Here is a 17,622-nt window from a genome sequence, read left to right as displayed (position 1 = left end):
ACTAAAAATTACAATTCCAGCGCACCGTGCGCAATTCCCCACAGCGCAACTATCGATGCCACAACGATCATGGCGACAACAACGTACTCAAAAGCGTTGAATACGCGCTCCCGTGCCGCAAGGCGCGTCCACACATACGGGATCAACCCGGGCAGCACGGCGAGCGCGCCGTAGAGCACATAAACAGGGTCAGCAGCATAGAACAGCCACAGGGAGTAGAGCATGGCGAGCACACCTACGACGAGGTGCTTCCGATTCGTGCGCTTATCGACGGCGGGGCCGGAATCGTCGAAACGTTCCCCCGCGTGCGGATGCGAAATGCCTCGGCCCCGCACCACGAGCAGCACCAGGTACAAGGCGGAGAACAAGTAAGGCACCAGATACAAGACTGTGGCTAACTGCACCATCGACGTGTAAGCGGTCTCGGAAATGAAGAAAACAATCACCCACAACTGGATCACAATCGTTGACACGAGCTGCGCCGCCCACGGTGCGCCAGTATGTGTGACCTTGCCTAAGGCCTTGGGGAGGAGCCCATCGAAAGCCATCATGGCAACAGGCTCGGCTGCCAACATCTGCCACGACACGTAAGCGCCAAGTACAGACAAGCACAAACCGAGCGAGATCAATGCTCCACCCCACGGGCCAACCACAGCGGTAAGAACCGCGGCCATCGAATTATCCGGCAGCGCTGCAAGTTCTTCTTGGGGGAGAACACCATAGGACAAGGTGGTGATGGACACGAGAAGCGCCAGGACCGCGAAAAAACCTAAGATGGTTGCGCGTCCAACGTCGCGTCGGGATTGTGCCTGCTTGGAGTACACAGATGCGCCCTCAACACCAATAAACACCCACACGGTAAACAGCATGGTGCCCTTCACCTGTTCAAACACGGTGCCAGACGCCCTGCCCCAGAAATCAGCCGTGAACTTATCCCAGGAAAAACCCAAGAATGCGATGAGCAAGATAAACGCGAAAATCGGCAGCAGCTTCGCTACGGTAGCCACTAGGTTCAGAACTGTCGCCTGCTGCACACCTCGAGTAAGCAGGGTGAAAATCGTCCAGGTTAACAGTGAAACAGACACCACAGACACCCACCGATTCTCCGCTGAAAATAGTGGGACATAGTGGCCAAGTGTGCTGAAGAACAAGGTGGCGTAGCCCACCTGTGCGATCACAGAACCCAGCCAGTACCCCCACGCGGATGCAAAACCGATGAAATCGCCGAGGCCTGCGCGCACATACGAATACACCCCTGATTCCAAATATGGTTTGCGCAGCGCAAGAATCTGAAACACAAACGCGATTGCCAACATCCCCACCGCAGTAATCGCCCAACCAATGAGCATCGCGCCGGGGCCTGCCGCCGAGGCGATGTTTTGCGGTAGTGAGAAAATCCCAGCACCCACAGTTGACCCAATGATCAGCGCCATCAACGACCACACGGAAACGGAATGCTTGGTTGTCATTTTCCTGAATCTACCGCGTCAGCCTTGGCTAGAAAAATAGGGGCCTATTTCTTCCGATGCGGGGCAACCGTCTACACTAGTGCGAGACCGTTATTTTTCGGCTGTGCCCCCATAGCCCAATCGGCAGAGGCAGTTGACTTAAAATCAATCCAGTGTGGGTTCGAGTCCCACTGGGGGCACCAATACGTACAGCTCAGGCTACCTATTTGGGTCAAAGACTTGCAGGGTTAAAGGGCTAGTTGTGAAGCGGTAAGTGCCAGGCACTATGTCGAAGGTTGCCAGGAGCTCGTTTGCCAGCGTTTCGGAAACCTCAAGCACCATGCGACGGTTCTCTACGAGGGGCGCACCGTCGCCTGGAATGATTTCCAGCCAGCGATCTTTGCCAACGAGGCTGAAGCTGCGGCCGTACACGATGCGATAGCGGATCGCGTTCAGGAGATGCTCTGCGCTTGCCGATGTCAGGTCGATGCGCACCTCAGGGTCATCCGTAAAGTCCAGGTATTTCGTCATCACGCCGCTTAACGACGAGCCCTGGCGCTGCGTCGCGCTGGTTAAGATTGTGTGGGCCTCGGGGATGTCGCGCAGTGAGTGGCGGGAAGGATCGGACAGGCCGAGGGGGAAGTACTCGCCGAACACACCGGCAAACTTCCGAGCATCCCAGATCAACGCGTCACGTAGATCGTCGGGCGTGACACCGATGGCGTAAGTGAAGCGGACAAAACCGCTGGCGGTATCCACCACGCCTAGCAGTGGGTCGGTGACGAAGATCAGCGCAGTCAAAGTGGAGTCCTCAGATAAGGGCTCGCTGAAATCCATGTGGTGGCCCGGTTCGAGCGGGTTATCCACGCGGTTCAGATAGCGCACGATTCGGTCGAGGACGCGGGCGGGCCACTCAGGTGGCAGGCTCTGGTCATCGGGGATGCGGATGGTCAGTTCGGTCTGGGTTCCCGCGACCGGGGTGGCGGAGTTGACACGCGAAAGGCCAAAAGTTGTGTAGAGGAAGTGGGGGACAGGCTCGTTTGCGTGGAAGACATAAATGGGGACATCGCCGAATTCGTAGGTGATCGGCTCCTCGTCGCCGAAAAGTGCGTTGAATTTACGGCGCAGGGCAGCGCCGCCTACCTCGGGTTGGAGTCGCTTCCACCACTGTCGCAAACCACTCATAGGCATAACTTTATATCGAAGAATAAATAAATACTGTGATTTGCATCATATTTCCGGTGGTGGTGGGGAACGATTTACTCGCATGGGACGTTGGAGAGTGTGAAAGCAAAAGATTTACGTGTTTACGTGTAACAGAGAAAGGATCCGGGTGAAATCGTGCGCAGTAATAACCCTGTTCTGACGAAGCTACCTGCCTCCCAACAGCAAGGTGGTTACGGCTACCAGCAGCAAGGTTTTGACAACTACAGTGGCCAGCAGGGCTTCCCGCCCCAGCAGGCTTCCGACGACAATCGCCCCATGACCGTTGATGATGTGGTGACCAAAACCGGCATCACCCTCGGCGTGATCGTGCTATTTGCCCTGATCAACTTTGGTGTTGCGCGGATCAATCCAGGCGTTTCGATGATCCTGGCCATCGTCGGTGCGATCGGCGGCTTCATCGCAGTGCTTGTCCACTCCTTCGGTAATAAGTTCGGCTCGAAGACCGTCACTTTGATTTACGCGGCGTTCGAAGGCCTCTTCGTCGGTGGCATCTCGCTGCTGTTCAGCGGTTGGACCTTTGGTGACTCGAATGGTGCAGCGATTATCGGCCAGGCGATCCTGGGCACCGTTGGTGTGTTCGGCGGCATGCTCTTCGTGTACAAGACCGGCGCCATCCGCGTTACTCCAAAGTTCACGCGCGTGCTCACTGGCGCGATCTTCGGTGTCGCAATCCTGGCGCTTGGTAACCTGGTTGGAGCGATCTTCTTCGGCTTTAACCCGTTGCGTGACGGTGGCACCATCGCCATCATCTTCTCCGTGGTGTGCATTGTGCTGGCAGCTCTCAGCTTCCTGCAGGACTTCGATGTGGCAGATCAGCTGATCCGTACTGGTGCGCCAGCAAAGATGGCGTGGGGCGTGGCACTCGGCCTGGCTGTGACCTTGGTGTGGCTCTACACCGAGATCCTGCGCCTGCTCAGCTACCTCCAGCGCGATTAACGCCTGAGAAGCTTCAGCTACCTTTTCGCCCGGACCTCCTCATCTACGGAGGGCCGGGCTTTGTGGTTTGTGCACGGGCGTGCCGACGAATAAAGAAACCGCCTTCCCACACACCATGAAAGGGGTAGTAGAAAGGCGGAAAGCCTATGTGGGCGCAGTTACTGCTGGACGATGAAGCCCTGCTCGCCCATCACAACCTGGCTACTAGAAGTGCCTGTTGCCGCTGCTGGTGTGGTGGGTTCGACGGGAGTGGGCTTCGTGGTAGACGGTGCCGAGGTCTCCGGCTCCTCAAAGCCGATGCCACCGTTGTCCAGGGAATCTGGGTTCTGGCTCTCAGCGGTTTCAACCTTCTGGTCAGAAGGGTTCTCTGACGGTGGGCTGCACGCGGTAATCGCGATGGCGGAAATCGTCGCGATTGCTGCAGCGGCGAACTTACGGGAGATACGCATTATGTAACTTCACATCCTCTGGGTAGGTCGCACGACTCTAATCGTGGCGGGGCTCGGTAATAATGTTAGTTTATTGTGCGCGAGGAGTTGCAGCCTTCGTGGAGTCATAAGGCTCGGCTGACACCACAGTGACGGAGATTTCGCGACCGTTTGGAGCGGTGTAGGTCCGGGTCTCTCCCTCCGCGGCACCGATGACTGCCGCGCCCAGTGGGGACTGCTCCGAATAGGTCTCTAGATCCTTGTTATCGGTCGAGGCCGCACGAGTACCGATCAGGAAAGTTTCCTTATCGTCTTTGTCGTTGTCGTAGTACACGTGGACCACGGATCCGACGTGAGCAACACCTTCAACAACACCCTGGCGCTCAGTGGTGGAGTTCGCCAGAATCTCGGAGATCTGCTTGATGCGAGCTTCTTCCTGATCCTGCTGCTCGCGGGCTGCGTCGTAGCCAGCGTTCTCCTTCAGGTCGCCCTCTTCGCGGCGTTCATTAATCTCGGCTGCGATGACCGGGCGGTTATCAATCAGCTGCTGGAGCTCGTTTTCCAGCTTCGCTTTCATTTCGGGAGTGATGTACTGCTTTTCTACCTCAGCCATGAGTGCAACCCTTCCATTGGGAACTTGAAAATCGTTGGGAAATGAAAAAACGCGTCAAACACGCGTGAACTACCGGGGAATATTACCACAGAGCAATCCCCGAGCCACCTCAGCAGCTAGCCACTGCGGGCCACATCGTACACGGGGTCCTCCGTATTCAAGAAAGATGGCACGTTCGACGAGCAGCCATAAATCGAACCCGACACAGGGTACTCACGCACAGGCAGATCAGCAGAGATTCGCATCAGTGCTTCACCACCTGCAGGAATCACCACATCACGGCGGCCTACCTCAGCCATCGAATAATTCAACGCTGCAATTATGCAGTAGGACGGCTGTGAAGTGTCCTCACGCGCCACATCGATCCACACCCGGGAGGTCTGGTCGTCGATACGCTCGTGATTCACCAAGGAGGCCTCGATGGGTGAGGAATCGCGCGTCAAGATCGTGCGCATACCCAGGACCAATATTGCGGCGATCACGATGACGAAGATGGTGGCCACAACTTTTCCTGCCATTCCCTTGGGCTTTTCAAGGACCTTTTCCTTGCCGTAGCGCTGGACGGGGCGGGACAGATCTGGGGTGGACACCGAGCAGAGACCTCTTGAGAAGTAGGACGAAAAATGACTTTAGTAGTGATGGTACTAAGATTGTCAGCTGTTAACTAATATCTAACTAATATCGAAACGAAAAACACTACCGGAAGGTGGCATTTCATTGAGCGGCCTACGCCTCATGGCGATTCACGCGCACCCTGACGATGAGTCCTCCAAAGGCGCAGCGACCATGGCCAAGTACGCCGACGAAGGTCACGACGTACTTGTTGTTACGTGCACAGGTGGTGAAAGAGGGTCCATCCTCAACCCCGGCATGGACCGACCCGGCGTGCTGGAAAATATGATTTCCATCCGCCGTGAGGAAATGGCGAAAGCCGCAGCGGCCCTGGGGGTGCAGCAGATGTGGCTTGGCTACGAGGACTCTGGCCTGCCCGAAGGTGATCCGCTTCCGCCACTGCCAGAGGGGTGCTTTGCAAGGCAGGACCCAGTTGAGGTGACCAAGCACCTTGTGAAGGTCATTCGCGAGTTTCGCCCGCACGTGGTAATCACGTATGACGAAAACGGTGGTTACCCGCACCCAGACCACCTGATGGTGCACGAGATTTCCATGATGGCGTGGGAGAAATCCGGCGACCCAGAGTTCGCGCCCGAAGCGGGCGAGCCGTGGACCGTGCTCAAGATGTACTACACACACGGGTTTGTACTGCAACGCATGGTGCTTTTCGACGAGCGGCTGAAGCACGAAGGCAAGCGCAGCCCATACGGGCCGATGATCAAGCGATGGCAGGAAAACAAGGCCGACATCATGGCGCGTGTGACCACCCAGGTGGACTGTGGCGACTACTTCTCCAACCGGGAACAGGCACTCCTTGCGCACGCCACCCAGATTGATCCTGCCGGCGCCTTCCTCGCCACCCCAGTGGAAACACAGCAGGAATTGTGGCCGACCGAAGAGTTCGAATTGGCCCGCACCCGCGTGTCCACGCACATGCCGGAAAATGATTTGTTCGCAGGGATCACACCTGAAGATGAGGAACAGAAATAATGCTAGAACACTCCACAGTTGCCGTTGCGGCCACCAACGCCGTAACCTACGTGCTCGCGCAGAACCCGGATGGTGGCCCTCTGGGGCCAGAGTTTGGTAAAGGGTCACCGATCGGGATGCTCATCGTGGTGGGCTTGTTGGTGATTGTTCTCATGCTCGGGTGGGCTTTCCACCGCCGCTACTCCCGCTTTAATCGCCGCCGGTTGTTCGCGGAAGCACATGGGCTTGACGTGTTTGATACCGAGGCAGTAGACAAGGCAATGGCTGAAGCAGGAGTACTGGACCGACGTAAAAAATCGCGTTTCTGACCCGCCTGTCTGAGAGCACTGCCAAACCTGCTATACTGAGGCGCATGTTCGTACAGCGATTTTATTTTGGCAAGGCTCCGGGCTTGTTCTCGGTCTTGCCAGTCACTCGTGACTAGCTGACAGAATACGAACTAGCAGGAGCCAAGCAGCACCTCCCCACATCAGGGTCGAGGAGCTGCTTTTTTGTTTGCAACATTCGAACCCGCAATTCTCACAAGAAAGAAAACTCATGTCACAGCCTGTCTCACTCGCAGAGTCCGCATCGACATCCAACAAACGTGTTCGCGCGTTCCACACCCTGCCCAGCCCGGTAGAAGTCCAAAACGAATCTCCGTTGGACCCCGCCAAATTGGACAAAGTGGAGCAAGACCGCCAGGATATCGCCGATATCTTTGCCGGCGAGGATGATCGCCTCGTGGTGGTAGTTGGTCCATGCTCAATTCATGACCCGGTTGCGGCACAGGAATACGCAGACCGTTTGGCACCACTTGCTAAAAGGTTGGATGCAGACCTGAAGGTGGTCATGCGCGTGTACTTTGAAAAGCCACGCACTACCGTGGGGTGGAAAGGCTTAATCAATGATCCAGACTTGAACGGTACCTACAACGTGGAGAAGGGCTTGCGGCTGGCCCGCCAAATCCTTACGGGAGTGGTGACTACGGGACTGCCCGCCGGCTGCGAATTTTTGGAACCGTCAAGCCCGCAGTACTACGCAGACGCTGTCGCCTGGGGTGCGATTGGTGCCCGCACCACAGAGTCGCAGGTGCACCGTCAGCTGGCCAGCGGCTTGAGTATGCCGATTGGTTTTAAAAATGGCACTGACGGGTCGATCCAGGTGGCTGTGGACGCGGTGGGCGCGGCACAGCACCCGCATTTCTTCTTTGGTGTGTCTGACGACGGCGTTCCGTCTGTCGTGGAGACGGAAGGTAACCCCCACTGTCATGTGATCCTGCGCGGGGGCACCCCCGGCCCGAACTACGGCCGGGAATCGGTGCAGGCTGTCGTCGAAAAGCTTGGTGAGAATACCCGCATCATGATCGATGCTTCCCATGCCAACTCTGGCAAGGACCATGAGCGCCAAGCAGATGTCACCCGTGAGATCGCAGCTCAGGTTGCCGAGGGCAATCAGCATATTGCTGGTGTCATGCTGGAATCGTTTCTCGTGGCAGGCGCACAGAAGTTGGATCCGCAGCGTTTGAAGATCAACGGTGGAGAAGGTCTGGTGTACGGCCAGTCGGTCACCGATGCGTGCATGGATTTTGACACTACTGTGGATTTGCTGGAAGAACTCGCTTCGGCGGTACGCGCTCGCCGAATCAATTAACTAACCCGCTACACTTATGAGTGTGAATGTGCTCGAAAGAATCTTGTACCCGCTGTATGAAGCGCGCCTGAAGCGCGAACTGCGGGGCAAGAAGCAACCGAAGCATATCGCCGTGATGGCAGATGGTAACCGTCGGTGGGCCCGCGAGGCAGGGTTTACCGATATCTCGCATGGCCACCGCGTCGGCGCCAACAAGATTGGTGAACTGGTGCGCTGGAGCGCCGACACCGAGGTCGAAGTTATCACGATTTACCTTTTGTCTACAGAGAATCTGCAGCGGACAAAAGATGAAGTGGAATTGCTGTTCGACATCATCTCTACAGTGATCGAGGATCTTGCCACGGCAGACCACACTTGTAAAGTGCGACTGGTTGGGCACCTCGATTTGCTGCCACCGGAGGTTGCCCGGCGCATGCGCAGCTCCGCGGACACCACGCACGAGAAACCGGGGCTGACAGTCAATATTGCTGTGGGATACGGCGGCAGACAAGAGATCGTCGACGCTGTAAAGTCGCTTATCGACGAAGAGCTGGCGACTGGAACGCCCGCTAGCGAACTCGCAGATAAAGTAACTATTGATTCCATTTCTACGCACGTGTATACCAAAGGCCAGCCCGACCCTGACCTGGTGATTCGCACCTCGGGGGAGCAGCGTTTGAGTGGTTTTCTGCTTTGGCAGTCTGCCTACTCGGAGATCTGGTTTACTGACACATATTGGCCAGCGTTTCGCAAGATTGATTTCTTGCGCGCACTGCGTGATTATTCACAACGATCGCGGCGTTTTGGCAAGTAACGCCTCGCTACACTGGGGCCGATGACAGCGTTAGATTTTGCGCATCCTTACCCGCTGGACCTGGTGATCGCGCCCCTTGCGCAACACGAGCGACGCGCGAACACGCGTGGGTAAAATATTTTCGACCAGGTTGGGAAGGTTGATCGACTGCCAAATTTCGCGCGCTATATGGACAGCCTGCGCCTCGTCGATGTCCGCATACTTGGCAAAATGCGCACCAGGTTCGCGGAAAGCTGTAGTGCGTAACTTGAGGAAACGCTCGATATACCAGTGCTCAATATCGGTGGGGTGGGCATCGACGTAGACGGAAAAATCAAAAAGATCACTGACCATCAACGTAGGGCCTGTCTGCAATACGTTCAGTCCCTCCACGATAAGGATGTCGGGTTTTTCAATCGACTGGTATTCGTCTGGCATCAAGTCATAAGCCTTGTGGGAATACACCGGCGCTTTTACCAGGGGTTTTCCTGATTTGACGTCGGTGACGAACCGGAGAAGCGCCCTGCGGTCATAGGATTCGGGGAAACCTTTGCGGTTCATCAGCTTGCGTCGCTCTAGCTCCGCGGAGGGCAGGAGGAAACCGTCGGTAGTCACAAGATCGACTCGGGGGTGGGACTCCCAGCGTTGCAGCAGCACCTGGAGGAGGCGGGCAGTAGTGGACTTGCCGACCGCCACCGAGCCGGCCACACCGATGATGAAGGGCACATGCCCCGGGTTATCACCAAGAAACGTTTCAGTCGCCGCGGTAAGCTGCTGGCGTGCATGCACCTGGAGGTGGATCAAGCGCGACAGGGGAAGATAAATGTCTGACACCTCATCAAGGTCGATGTTTTCTCCCACCCCGCGGAGTTCTTCCAGCTCGGATTCCTTCAGCACCATGGGCATCGTTGCGCGAAGATCACGCCAGGTATCGCGGGTGAAATCGAGGTAGGGGCTGGAATCGGTGCGTCGTGCCATGGCCACCATTGTTGCATCTCGCTGCCCCGAATCGGGGTTAAGGGGCCAGTTTTTACTGAAGTGGTTTGGGATGTCGTAGACTCAAGCCCGGTATCACTCCTCCTTATACTCCTTGTGGAAAGGTTACGAAAGCCACATGACTGACAACGTTCTCTATCAAGAACTCGCCCAGCTGGATCCTGAAGTTCATGAGCAGATCGTTGGCGAGTTGAATCGCCAGCGCACCACCTTAGAAATGATTGCCTCAGAGAACTTTGTTCCCCGCGCCGTGTTGCAGGCGCAGGGCTCGGTGTTCACCAACAAGTACGCCGAAGGTTATCCAGGGAAGCGCTACTACGGTGGCTGCGAAAACGCAGATGTGGTGGAAAACCTAGCCATTGATCGTGCGAAGAGCTTGTTCGGGGCGGAGTACGCCAACGTTCAACCTCACTCGGGTGCGCAGGCTAATGCTGCCGTCTTGCATGCGTTGATTCGTCCTGGCGACACCATCATGGGCTTGTTGTTGGCACACGGTGGTCACCTCACCCACGGAATGAAGTCCAACTTCTCCGGCCGTCTCTACAACGTTGTTGCGTATGAGGTTGAACCGGATACCATGCGCATTGATATGGACAAGGTGCGCCAGGCAGCGTTGAAGCACAAACCGAAGGTGTTGATCGCTGGCTGGTCCGCCTACCCGCGCACCCTCGATTTCGAGGCCTTCCGCTCCATCGCCGACGAGGTGGGCGCCTATCTGTGGACCGATATGGCTCATTTTGCTGGTCTGGTGGCCGCGGGTTTGCACCCATCGCCAGTGCCTCATTCCGATGTAGTGTCTACCACCATTCACAAGACCATCGGTGGCCCACGCTCCGGCATGATCCTCGCGCGCGACGAGTATGCCAAGAAGCTAAACTCGGCAGTATTCCCAGGCCAGCAGGGTGGGCCACTCATGCACGCTGTCGCTGCGAAGGCCACCGCGTTGAAGATTGCAGCCACCGATGGGTTCAAGGACCGACAGGCACGCACCCTGGAAGGTGCGCGCATCTTGGCGGAACGGTTGACCGCGGACGATTGCAAGGCTGCAGGCGTGGACGTGCTCACCGGCGGCACAGACGTGCACCTGGTGCTGGCTGACCTGCGTAATTCCGAGATGGACGGCCAGCAGGCCGAAGATCTCCTGCATGAGGTGGGTATTACGGTGAACCGCAATTCGGTTCCTTTCGATCCGCGCCCACCAGCCGTGTCTTCCGGCCTGCGCATCGGTACTCCGGCGCTGGCCACCCGCGGTTTCGACACAGCAGCGTTCACCGAGACTGCAGACATCATTGGTACCGCTTTGGCAGCCGGCAAGAACGCAGACGTGGAAAGCCTGCGCGCCCGCGTAACCAGGCTGGCAGAGCAGTACCCGCTGTACGACGGTCTTGAGGACTGGAAGCTGCTCTAAGCGTCTGGCGTGTTCTGCTGGCGGGACTCAGCCAGTTGAGTGCGGGCTTCGCGCAGCCATTCCGGTTGATCAGCCAGCAAGCCCTTGATCTCCTCGGTGGTCAAGGGCTTATCCATGCCGTTTTTCTTCAATGCCGTGATGCTGATACCCAGCTTGCGTGCAACCTCCGGGCGCGGGTGCGGGCCATGGAGGCGTAACTCTACGAGCCACTGCGGGGGATTGGTCTGGAGCTGGCGCAGCTGGGCGTGGGTTACTGCTCCATCCTGGAAATCTTGTGGTGCAGCTGGCAAATAAATGCCGAGCTTTTTTGCTGCCGTCGCCGGCTTCATTGCGGTACCAGATGGTTCGGCCTGGAAATTCAATTCTTCGCTCATAGTTCAAACGGTAGCATTGAGCACATGATTCGCCTCGCTTTCGTCACCGGAACTGAACCCGGTAAGTGGTTTCGTCGTTACGCACAGCACACCACGCATGGCCTGACCACGACTGACGCAGACGATGCCATGGGCGAGCTGCTCGCCGGGAAAGCGGACCTCGCACTCACCCGGCTGCCAGACGCACGCGTTAGTGATGAGTTCCACATCGTTTCGCTTTACGACGAAGAACCCGGCGTGGCCGTTTCAAAAAACTCCGTGTACGCCGAGGTTGGGGAAGCGGTGCACATGGATGATCTTGCAGAAGAGCACGTCAACGAATACCACTCTTTAGACGAATTGCGCATGGCCCTGCAGGTTGTCTCAGCTAACGTGGGGGTCGCTTTCGCACCACGTCCTGTGCTGAAGGTGCTGTCGAAAAAACAGGTCGTCCCACTGGGGGTGCGCAACTGGCCTGGTTCCCCAACGTCGATCGCTTTAGTGTGGCGCAAAAACGACGACTCGGATGCAATCCAAGACTTTGTTGGGATTGCGAAAGGCCGCACCGCTAATTCATCGCGAGTGGCAGCACCAAAGCGTAACGCGAAAGAAAAACGGCAGGCCAAGCAAGCTCGTCGGCAAGCGAATTCTCCGCGACGCGGAACCGGAGGCAAACCCCACAATAGGGGTGGCAAAAAACGCCGTTAACCTGAAATTTGCATACTGGGTGGTTGTTAACAAACTCGACTTCGGTGAAAGAAGGAATGTGATTATGATACGCACAATCGCAACGATCGCGGCAGCTGCCACCCTCGGAGGAGTTTTGGTTGCTTGTTCGAATGACGAGGCCAACACCGCCTCAGACCCGGATGCCGACGTTGTTACCGAAGACAAGGGCGCTGCGAACGCAACTCCGCACGAGGCTGATGAGAACGTCCACGCCAGTGATGCCTCCGAGACTGTCAGCGAGGGCGATGACCCAGCAACCGACGGTGCACAAGGCGAGACCGTAGAACAGCAAACAGCCGACGGCAATACCACGCTGATCACCGCGGATCTGAAGGCGGCGATCGAAGAGCAGGAATCAGAGTGGGGCCTGCCAGAGTTGATCCAGCAGGAAGGTGACAAGGCCCTCGCTCAGTTCGCCGATGGCAACTACCTGGCCTGGTCTGAAGAAACCGGTGCGGTGCCAGTGATCGGCAAGATCGCTGAGACCTGGACTGCCGAAGGTGGCCTGAACAGTGAACTGGGGATGCCGACGGCACCGGAGAAGGAGCTTGACGGCGAGCAAGGCTGGACCCAGTCTTTCACCAACGGTGTTATGCAGTGGGTCAACGACAATGGCGAGTGGGGCGCGAAGACTGAGCCTCGCCCTTAAGCAGGCCCTTAAGTTGAGGATGAGCCCTCGTCACCGGAAGTTCATCTTCCAACAGTGTAATTTATACCTTGTCTCCCTACGCTCGGGTGTGTACGGACCACCTACCATGAGACCTACACCACCTGACCTAGGGGAGTACAACACATGGATGAGCCAGCTGTCGCCTCGATCGATTACTCGCCAGAGCATTCTGAGAGCGTGACGGAGGTGAAAACGTACGTCCTTGACACCTCCGTGTTGTTGTCCGATCCGTGGGCACTACGGAAGTTCGCATGTTAGAAGACCTGCGACGGGACTACGGTCGACTCGACACTCCCATCCCCGTCAACGTCAATGGTGGCTTGGTACGTGTCGCCCCCGGTGGGGGAGTCCGCGTTGGTGCTCTGTGCAGGGCTGGAAGCAACCTTGGAACGCGGGCTACATAAGCGCATCGTCGTGTTCCGCCCGCTGTACGCCGTAGGTGGCCAAAATCTGGGCTACCTGCCCGGTAGCGAGACCGAGAAAATGAACCCTTGGGCGCAGGCGGTGTACGACACCCTCGAAGGCGTCGTGTCTGACAATGTCATGGAGGAGGTGATGGACCGTGATTGTGACGAGGCCCAGTCGCTTGAACGCAACGTGCTTCTAACCGTTTTGTCCCGCGTGGGCCGTGGTTCGCGAGTAATTCTCACTCACGACATTGTGCAGCGCGATAACCTGCGTGTTGGGCGCCACGATGGCGTGCAGGCTGTCATTGAAAAGCTCAAGGGCAATGACCTTTTTGCCCACATTACGTTGAACCGATCAGAGCGCTCCGCCATTGCCGAACTCGTCACCGATTTGCTGGAAGACGTCCATTGAGTCAGCCCAGAAATTTGCGCAAGCTTGAAACTGTCGGTAACAATTGAGCCCATGAGCAAGGCTGGCTTTAAACTCCGACCAGTACGCCCTGAGGACTACCCCCAGGTGCGTTCAATCTACGAAATGGGCCTGGACACTGGGCATGCCACCTACGAAACCGCAGGCCCAACCTGGGAGCAGTTCACCCAGGCCAAGATTATGGAAACCGTTTTCGTCGCCGTCGAAGAAGACGATGACTCAAAACTACTGGGCTGGACGTCTGCGGCACCCGCGTCGTCGAGAAGCGTGTTCCACGGCGTGGTAGAAGACTCCATCTATGTGCACCCGGACGCAACTGGGCGCGGTATCGCGGGTGCTCTGCTTGATCGCTTGATGGAAGTCTGCCAGGACCTGGATAAGTGGGCGATCCATGCATGGATCTTCCCGGAAAATGAAGGTTCTGCGCGTCTCCATCTCTCTCGCGGATTCGAAAAAGTTGGCACCTACCACCACCTAGCGAAGATGACCTATGGGGAACTAGCAGGCCAATGGCGCGACACCGATGTTTACGAAAAGCTGTTGACAAAACCGGAAGAAAAGCTCAACAACACCGGCAACTAGCTACTCGATGGTTTCTTTCAGCGTGTCTTCCCTAATAGGGAACATCAGCAGCAGCGAAACCACCATGGCCGGCACCAACATCAACAGAATTGGTGTGAGCCCATCGTTGTAGCTGAGCTGAATGGCGTTGCGCAGTGTGTCTGGCAGTTGGGCCACCAAACCAGGAGTCAACGAATTAACGAAAGCGGACCCCTGAGCCCATTTGTCTGCGAAGTGTGCTCCCGATTCGCCCAGATCAGCGATCGCGGGTGGAATATTGCGATTCAGCTGTCCTGCTAGGTTCATGGTAAAGAGCGACCCGATCGAAGAGGAAACGAGTTCTGCACGATCAGCACTAAAACCTGCATCACCAGCCCCAACCCGAAGCCGAAGACGAAAAGTAGACACCGATTCGCCACAGTGGAGTCGCCGGAGTCATCAACGACATCAGAAACAGCGCAAGCGCTGCCAATCCAAGCCCGATGATCGGGAAAATCTTGTACGAACCGGTGCGTGCAATGACAAAGCCCACTGCGGTGGAAGTTCCTAGCATGCCGAGCAGCATCGGAATCATCATCAACCCCGCAGCAGACGGTGACAAAGAATGCACCATCTGCAAATAGGTGGGCATATACGCCAACGTACCGGTCATCGCTAGACCCAACACCACCCCGGCGATCGTCGTCAAGCTCATATTGCGGTTCCGTAACAACGCAAGCGAGATCAGCGGGTCAGCCACACGCAACTCCACGATGATAAATCCAATCCAGCACGCCAGCGAAACGGCGACCACGGTGAGAATCATCGGCGAATTCCACGCGGGATATTCATCCACATCCCCCAGCGCCAGCCAGGGCCGCCCGTGAACCAACCACCCAACACCGGGCCCAGCACAGAGGAGAGACCAAAAACGGCACCCAAAATACCCATGTACTTACCGCGTTGACGCGCAGGCACCACCTCGGCGACGATGGCCTGCGAGGTGACCATCATGCCACCGCCACCGAAACCCTGAATAGCCCGGCCGATGATCAGTATTTCCATGGATTCCGCGAATCCGCCCACTGTCGAACCGATGACGAAGAAGGTAATACCCGACATGTAGAGCCACTTCCGCCCGAGCGTGTCGCCTACCTTGCCGAAAATCGGCATCGCGATGGTCATTGCCACCATAAACGAGGTGATCACCCAACTCATCTGATCCACGCCGCCGAGCGGGCTCATCAGCATGGTGGTGACCAACTCAACTCCTTGCTCTTGACGGTCTGGACTTAAAGCAAGTCCAGTTGGAGGAGGTACGCCGCATAAAATCGGCAGAAAAGTATCACCACCAAACGGTGATGATCATGGCAACAGCCTGACGCTTTTTCACCTGCGTCGCACAAACCGATACACTCCAGGAGAAGCAACGCTATCGTGGCGAGAACAATCAGAGAAATCGGCGAGAGCCGTAATGAGGAAGACGGGTGACGCAAGGTGGAAAGCGGGAGAAATCTCTGGCCGAGACGGCGTCCCCACCAGCCAGACACTAATTTTCCGGGGTTGGATCGTCGCCGCGCATCATCGCTGCGCAGCGAAATTCGCACGGCAGCAGCTCAACGTGGGGCATCGGTGCGGATTAATGGCCGCTCGCTACGTGTGGATCACCCGAGGTTAGGCAGCGTCGATGCGGATCTCACCGGGACGATTCACGCGCTTGCCGGCAACGAACACCCCAAAGCGCCGCGACGTTTGGCGCAGTCCCTGATTGACCAGATGCTCGCTGCCCCGCGCGGAGAAGGCACCACCACGGCAAACGTGTACGCGGCGTTGCGCCCACGCCTAAAGCCAGTAGAAGATGGCACCGGTAATTTCACGCGCGATACTCAGCTCACGGTGGTTCTTGACACAGGCGACGGCTTTAAGACGATGACAGAGCGAGCCCTTGCGCGTATCGACGAGCCGGACACCCTGCGTCGCGCAGCCCAGGTGAACCTGCGTGCAGATATTGAATCGACGTTTGACGTACAGGTCACCGAACGCGAAGGCGGAGTCATATCTATTGAAGCAGTGGGTTCCGAACTGGCTTCAGCAGCTACCGATCTAGCCATGGTGCTGGACACCTTTGCCCCTCGCATCGACCGTAGCCAAGGGTTACTGTTTGGCATTCCATCCCACTCGACTATTTATGTTGCACCAGTCGAGGCTGGCCAACCACTGATCGATGCGCTGAACTGCCTTGCGAAACTGTGCGTGACCTACCCAACGGGCCAGCCACTATCAAGGCTTGTACATTTTTGGATGGACGGCGCCGTCGACACGCTCTCGAGCTTCGACCGAGACGCCGGAGCGATCGTAATCACGCCGAATGACTACCTCACACGGCTACTCCGGCCGGACGGGAACGCCGAGGGATAACGTCCCTTCGACCACGGGCACCCCATTGATCTCGTACACAAGTTCCACAAGCCCTGCCTCAGGCTGGTGGACCTGCCAAAACCCGTCAGTTGCCGAACACGACGTAGTCAACGCCGTTGACCTGTAGGTCTTTCGACTCAGCGGGGTCAGTGAGACCACGCATTCCTGATCCGGGTACACAACCATGCCTGTTTCTCCACCAAATGTTGCAACAGCCTGCCAGGATCGGCCCGCTGTGTCTTCTTCCACGCTCGTGAGCGTGCCGACGAAGGTTCCTACAGGCGCGCTATCTGGGACGAAGTCACGCTCCGGAGGGGTGGCGGTCACGGTCACTGTTTCTGGTAGTGCAGAAGTGGCAGATGAAGCGTCGTCACGCTTCAAAGCCACAATACCTGCGACGACGGCCGCGATACAGGCCACAACGAGCACAGTGATGCCACTGACAACCACCAGCCGGTTCGAACCGCCGGACTTCTCAAGCTGGGAAAATGAATCAGTCATACAACACCTTAAAAAGCCCCGGTGCCACAGAACGCTGGTGGCACCGGGGCGGGTAAAGCTAGTGCTTAGTCACGATCAGTGTTGGCCATCGACAAGACATCGAGGCGCTTGTCCAGCTCTTCCTCAGTGAGGTTCTCGCCGTCGACAAAGCCGAGATCAATAACAGCCTCGCGGACAGTCATCTTCTCATTGAGAGCATGCTTTGCAGCCTTCGCCGCGTTTTCATAGCCGATAGCAGAGTTCAACGGGGTCACAATCGAGGTGGAGGACTCAGCGAACTGCTTCATGCGCTCTTCGTTGGCGGTGATGCCGTCGACGCACTTCTCAGCGAACACGCGGGCGGTGTTGGCCAGCAGGCGAGCGGATTCAAGCACATTACGAGCCATCATCGGAATGAAGACGTTGAGTTCGAACTGGCCCCCTGACTTCCACAAGAACGTGTGTTCTAGGGGTGTGATTTTGGTTTGACCTTGGGGTTTGTTTTTTGTTGGGTGGGTGTTGGGGGACTAATT

The 17,622-nt window shown here is 56.9% G+C and carries 19 protein-coding genes, 1 tRNA gene and 3 pseudogenes; 13 read left to right on the top strand and 10 right to left on the bottom strand.

Annotation, left to right across the window (positions count from 1 at the left end):
• Positions 1 to 8: 8 nt before the first annotated feature.
• The gene (locus tag CKV99_RS07400; protein ID WP_092258440.1) at positions 9 to 1,469 is read right to left on the bottom strand and encodes an amino acid permease; all 1,461 of its coding nucleotides are present in this window, start codon (positions 1,467 to 1,469) and stop codon (positions 9 to 11) included.
• Between the two features lie 105 nt (positions 1,470 to 1,574).
• On the opposite strand from CKV99_RS07400, the gene CKV99_RS07395 reads away from it, so the two are divergent.
• A tRNA-Leu gene (locus CKV99_RS07395) sits at positions 1,575 to 1,651 on the top strand.
• Between the two features lie 16 nt (positions 1,652 to 1,667).
• Here CKV99_RS07395 and CKV99_RS07390 read toward each other — a convergent pair.
• Positions 1,668 to 2,633, bottom strand: coding sequence for a suppressor of fused domain protein (locus CKV99_RS07390; RefSeq protein ID WP_092258437.1), 966 nt, complete (start codon positions 2,631 to 2,633; stop codon positions 1,668 to 1,670).
• Between the two features lie 156 nt (positions 2,634 to 2,789).
• On the opposite strand from CKV99_RS07390, the gene CKV99_RS07385 reads away from it, so the two are divergent.
• On the top strand, positions 2,790 to 3,611 hold the full coding sequence (locus tag CKV99_RS07385; protein WP_092258434.1) for a Bax inhibitor-1/YccA family protein: 822 nt from the start codon (positions 2,790 to 2,792) through the stop codon (positions 3,609 to 3,611).
• 158 nt (positions 3,612 to 3,769) lie between these two features.
• Here CKV99_RS07385 and CKV99_RS07380 read toward each other — a convergent pair whose 3' ends face one another.
• The 3 genes from CKV99_RS07380 to CKV99_RS07370 all read right to left on the bottom strand — a co-directional run bounded on the left by CKV99_RS07380 (position 3,770) and on the right by CKV99_RS07370 (position 5,242).
• Complete coding sequence (locus tag CKV99_RS07380; protein ID WP_092258431.1) at positions 3,770 to 4,060, bottom strand: hypothetical protein; 291 nt, start codon at positions 4,058 to 4,060, stop codon at positions 3,770 to 3,772.
• 70 nt (positions 4,061 to 4,130) lie between these two features.
• Positions 4,131 to 4,652 carry a transcription elongation factor GreA gene (greA, locus tag CKV99_RS07375; protein WP_092258428.1) on the bottom strand — a complete coding sequence of 174 codons (522 nt, stop codon included), beginning with the start codon at positions 4,650 to 4,652 and terminating at the stop codon, positions 4,131 to 4,133.
• A 116-nt stretch (positions 4,653 to 4,768) separates the two neighbouring features.
• Positions 4,769 to 5,242 (bottom strand): DUF4307 domain-containing protein, encoded by a 474-nt coding sequence (locus CKV99_RS07370; protein WP_177178111.1) that lies wholly within the window; start codon positions 5,240 to 5,242, stop codon positions 4,769 to 4,771.
• 127 nt (positions 5,243 to 5,369) lie between these two features.
• Here CKV99_RS07370 and mca point away from each other — a divergent pair, with 127 nt between their 5' ends.
• From mca to CKV99_RS07350, 4 genes are all read left to right on the top strand, one after another.
• Positions 5,370 to 6,254 (top strand): mycothiol conjugate amidase Mca, encoded by an 885-nt coding sequence (mca, locus tag CKV99_RS07365; protein WP_092258425.1) that lies wholly within the window; start codon positions 5,370 to 5,372, stop codon positions 6,252 to 6,254.
• Positions 6,254 to 6,562: a hypothetical protein gene (locus CKV99_RS07360; RefSeq protein WP_092258422.1), complete on the top strand. Its 309-nt coding sequence runs from the start codon at positions 6,254 to 6,256 to the stop codon at positions 6,560 to 6,562. Before mca ends, CKV99_RS07360 begins: the two co-directional genes overlap by 1 nt.
• Before the next feature lie 229 nt (positions 6,563 to 6,791).
• Positions 6,792 to 7,886 carry a 3-deoxy-7-phosphoheptulonate synthase gene (locus CKV99_RS07355; protein ID WP_092258419.1) on the top strand — a complete coding sequence of 365 codons (1,095 nt, stop codon included), beginning with the start codon at positions 6,792 to 6,794 and terminating at the stop codon, positions 7,884 to 7,886.
• 22 nt (positions 7,887 to 7,908) lie between these two features.
• Entirely contained in the window at positions 7,909 to 8,679 is a 771-nt protein-coding gene (locus CKV99_RS07350) for an isoprenyl transferase (protein WP_092258790.1), read from the top strand.
• A 30-nt stretch (positions 8,680 to 8,709) separates the two neighbouring features.
• On the opposite strand, the gene coaA is transcribed toward CKV99_RS07350, so the two are convergent.
• Complete coding sequence (gene coaA / locus CKV99_RS07345; RefSeq protein WP_092258787.1) at positions 8,710 to 9,636, bottom strand: type I pantothenate kinase; 927 nt, start codon at positions 9,634 to 9,636, stop codon at positions 8,710 to 8,712.
• 136 nt (positions 9,637 to 9,772) lie between these two features.
• On the opposite strand from coaA, the gene glyA reads away from it, so the two are divergent.
• Positions 9,773 to 11,062 (top strand): serine hydroxymethyltransferase, encoded by a 1,290-nt coding sequence (gene glyA, locus CKV99_RS07340; protein ID WP_092258416.1) that lies wholly within the window; start codon positions 9,773 to 9,775, stop codon positions 11,060 to 11,062.
• Here the strand turns inward: glyA and CKV99_RS07335 are convergent.
• Positions 11,059 to 11,436, bottom strand: a complete 378-nt coding sequence (locus CKV99_RS07335) for a DUF5997 family protein (RefSeq protein ID WP_092258413.1) — start codon at positions 11,434 to 11,436, stop codon at positions 11,059 to 11,061. The genes glyA and CKV99_RS07335 overlap by 4 nt on opposite strands.
• 24 nt (positions 11,437 to 11,460) lie before the next feature.
• On the opposite strand from CKV99_RS07335, the gene CKV99_RS07330 reads away from it, so the two are divergent.
• The 5 genes and pseudogenes from CKV99_RS07330 to CKV99_RS07315 all read left to right on the top strand — a co-directional run bounded on the left by CKV99_RS07330 (position 11,461) and on the right by CKV99_RS07315 (position 14,233).
• Complete coding sequence (locus CKV99_RS07330; RefSeq protein WP_092258410.1) at positions 11,461 to 12,123, top strand: LysR family transcriptional regulator substrate-binding protein; 663 nt, start codon at positions 11,461 to 11,463, stop codon at positions 12,121 to 12,123.
• A 64-nt stretch (positions 12,124 to 12,187) separates the two neighbouring features.
• Complete coding sequence (locus tag CKV99_RS07325; protein ID WP_092258407.1) at positions 12,188 to 12,793, top strand: LGFP repeat-containing protein; 606 nt, start codon at positions 12,188 to 12,190, stop codon at positions 12,791 to 12,793.
• 144 nt (positions 12,794 to 12,937) lie between these two features.
• A complete protein-coding gene (locus CKV99_RS14965; protein WP_256232218.1) occupies positions 12,938 to 13,072 on the top strand; it encodes a hypothetical protein in 135 nt (44 codons plus the stop codon).
• 84 nt (positions 13,073 to 13,156) lie between these two features.
• Positions 13,157 to 13,633, top strand: a pseudogene (locus tag CKV99_RS07320) (PhoH family protein); the annotation flags it as partial.
• 51 nt (positions 13,634 to 13,684) lie between these two features.
• The gene (locus CKV99_RS07315; protein ID WP_092258404.1) at positions 13,685 to 14,233 is read left to right on the top strand and encodes a GNAT family N-acetyltransferase; all 549 of its coding nucleotides are present in this window, start codon (positions 13,685 to 13,687) and stop codon (positions 14,231 to 14,233) included.
• On the opposite strand, the pseudogene CKV99_RS07310 reads toward CKV99_RS07315, so the two are convergent.
• Positions 14,234 to 15,529 (bottom strand): annotated as a pseudogene (locus tag CKV99_RS07310) (MFS transporter).
• Between the two features lie 225 nt (positions 15,530 to 15,754).
• On the opposite strand from CKV99_RS07310, the gene CKV99_RS07305 reads away from it, so the two are divergent.
• Positions 15,755 to 16,609, top strand: coding sequence for a hypothetical protein (locus CKV99_RS07305; RefSeq protein ID WP_231909977.1), 855 nt, complete (start codon positions 15,755 to 15,757; stop codon positions 16,607 to 16,609).
• On the opposite strand, the gene CKV99_RS07300 is transcribed toward CKV99_RS07305, so the two are convergent.
• Together CKV99_RS07300 and aspA are read right to left on the bottom strand one after the other, a co-directional pair.
• The gene (locus tag CKV99_RS07300) at positions 16,577 to 17,110 is read right to left on the bottom strand and encodes a hypothetical protein (RefSeq protein WP_092258398.1); all 534 of its coding nucleotides are present in this window, start codon (positions 17,108 to 17,110) and stop codon (positions 16,577 to 16,579) included. The genes CKV99_RS07305 and CKV99_RS07300 overlap by 33 nt on opposite strands.
• 65 nt (positions 17,111 to 17,175) lie before the next feature.
• A pseudogene (aspA, locus tag CKV99_RS07295) lies at positions 17,176 to 17,529 on the bottom strand (aspartate ammonia-lyase); the annotation flags it as partial.
• Positions 17,530 to 17,622 lie beyond the last annotated feature (93 nt).

It is taken from the genome of Corynebacterium cystitidis (assembly GCF_900187295.1).
Classification (GTDB): Bacteria; Actinomycetota; Actinomycetes; order Mycobacteriales; family Mycobacteriaceae; genus Corynebacterium; species Corynebacterium cystitidis.
The sequence above is the reverse complement of the archived record's forward strand: the minus strand, read 5'-3'. Positions and strand labels throughout refer to the sequence as shown.

What these genes read in the sequence shown, in the direction of transcription:
- CKV99_RS07400 (WP_092258440.1), bottom strand. Translation starts at nt 1,469, where the DNA reads ATGACAACCAAGCATTCCGTTTCCGTGTGGTCGTTGATGGCGCTGATC.
- CKV99_RS07390 (WP_092258437.1), bottom strand. Translation starts at nt 2,633, where the DNA reads ATGAGTGGTTTGCGACAGTGGTGGAAGCGACTCCAACCCGAGGTAGGC.
- CKV99_RS07380 (WP_092258431.1), bottom strand. Translation starts at nt 4,060, where the DNA reads ATGCGTATCTCCCGTAAGTTCGCCGCTGCAGCAATCGCGACGATTTCC.
- greA (WP_092258428.1), bottom strand. Translation starts at nt 4,652, where the DNA reads ATGGCTGAGGTAGAAAAGCAGTACATCACTCCCGAAATGAAAGCGAAG.
- CKV99_RS07360 (WP_092258422.1), top strand. Translation starts at nt 6,254, where the DNA reads ATGCTAGAACACTCCACAGTTGCCGTTGCGGCCACCAACGCCGTAACC.
- CKV99_RS07355 (WP_092258419.1), top strand. Translation starts at nt 6,792, where the DNA reads ATGTCACAGCCTGTCTCACTCGCAGAGTCCGCATCGACATCCAACAAA.
- coaA (WP_092258787.1), bottom strand. Translation starts at nt 9,636, where the DNA reads ATGGCACGACGCACCGATTCCAGCCCCTACCTCGATTTCACCCGCGAT.
- glyA (WP_092258416.1), top strand. Translation starts at nt 9,773, where the DNA reads ATGACTGACAACGTTCTCTATCAAGAACTCGCCCAGCTGGATCCTGAA.
- CKV99_RS07335 (WP_092258413.1), bottom strand. Translation starts at nt 11,436, where the DNA reads ATGAGCGAAGAATTGAATTTCCAGGCCGAACCATCTGGTACCGCAATG.
- CKV99_RS07330 (WP_092258410.1), top strand. Translation starts at nt 11,461, where the DNA reads ATGATTCGCCTCGCTTTCGTCACCGGAACTGAACCCGGTAAGTGGTTT.
- CKV99_RS07325 (WP_092258407.1), top strand. Translation starts at nt 12,188, where the DNA reads ATGATACGCACAATCGCAACGATCGCGGCAGCTGCCACCCTCGGAGGA.
- CKV99_RS14965 (WP_256232218.1), top strand. Translation starts at nt 12,938, where the DNA reads ATGGATGAGCCAGCTGTCGCCTCGATCGATTACTCGCCAGAGCATTCT.
- CKV99_RS07315 (WP_092258404.1), top strand. Translation starts at nt 13,685, where the DNA reads ATGAGCAAGGCTGGCTTTAAACTCCGACCAGTACGCCCTGAGGACTAC.
- CKV99_RS07300 (WP_092258398.1), bottom strand. Translation starts at nt 17,110, where the DNA reads ATGACTGATTCATTTTCCCAGCTTGAGAAGTCCGGCGGTTCGAACCGG.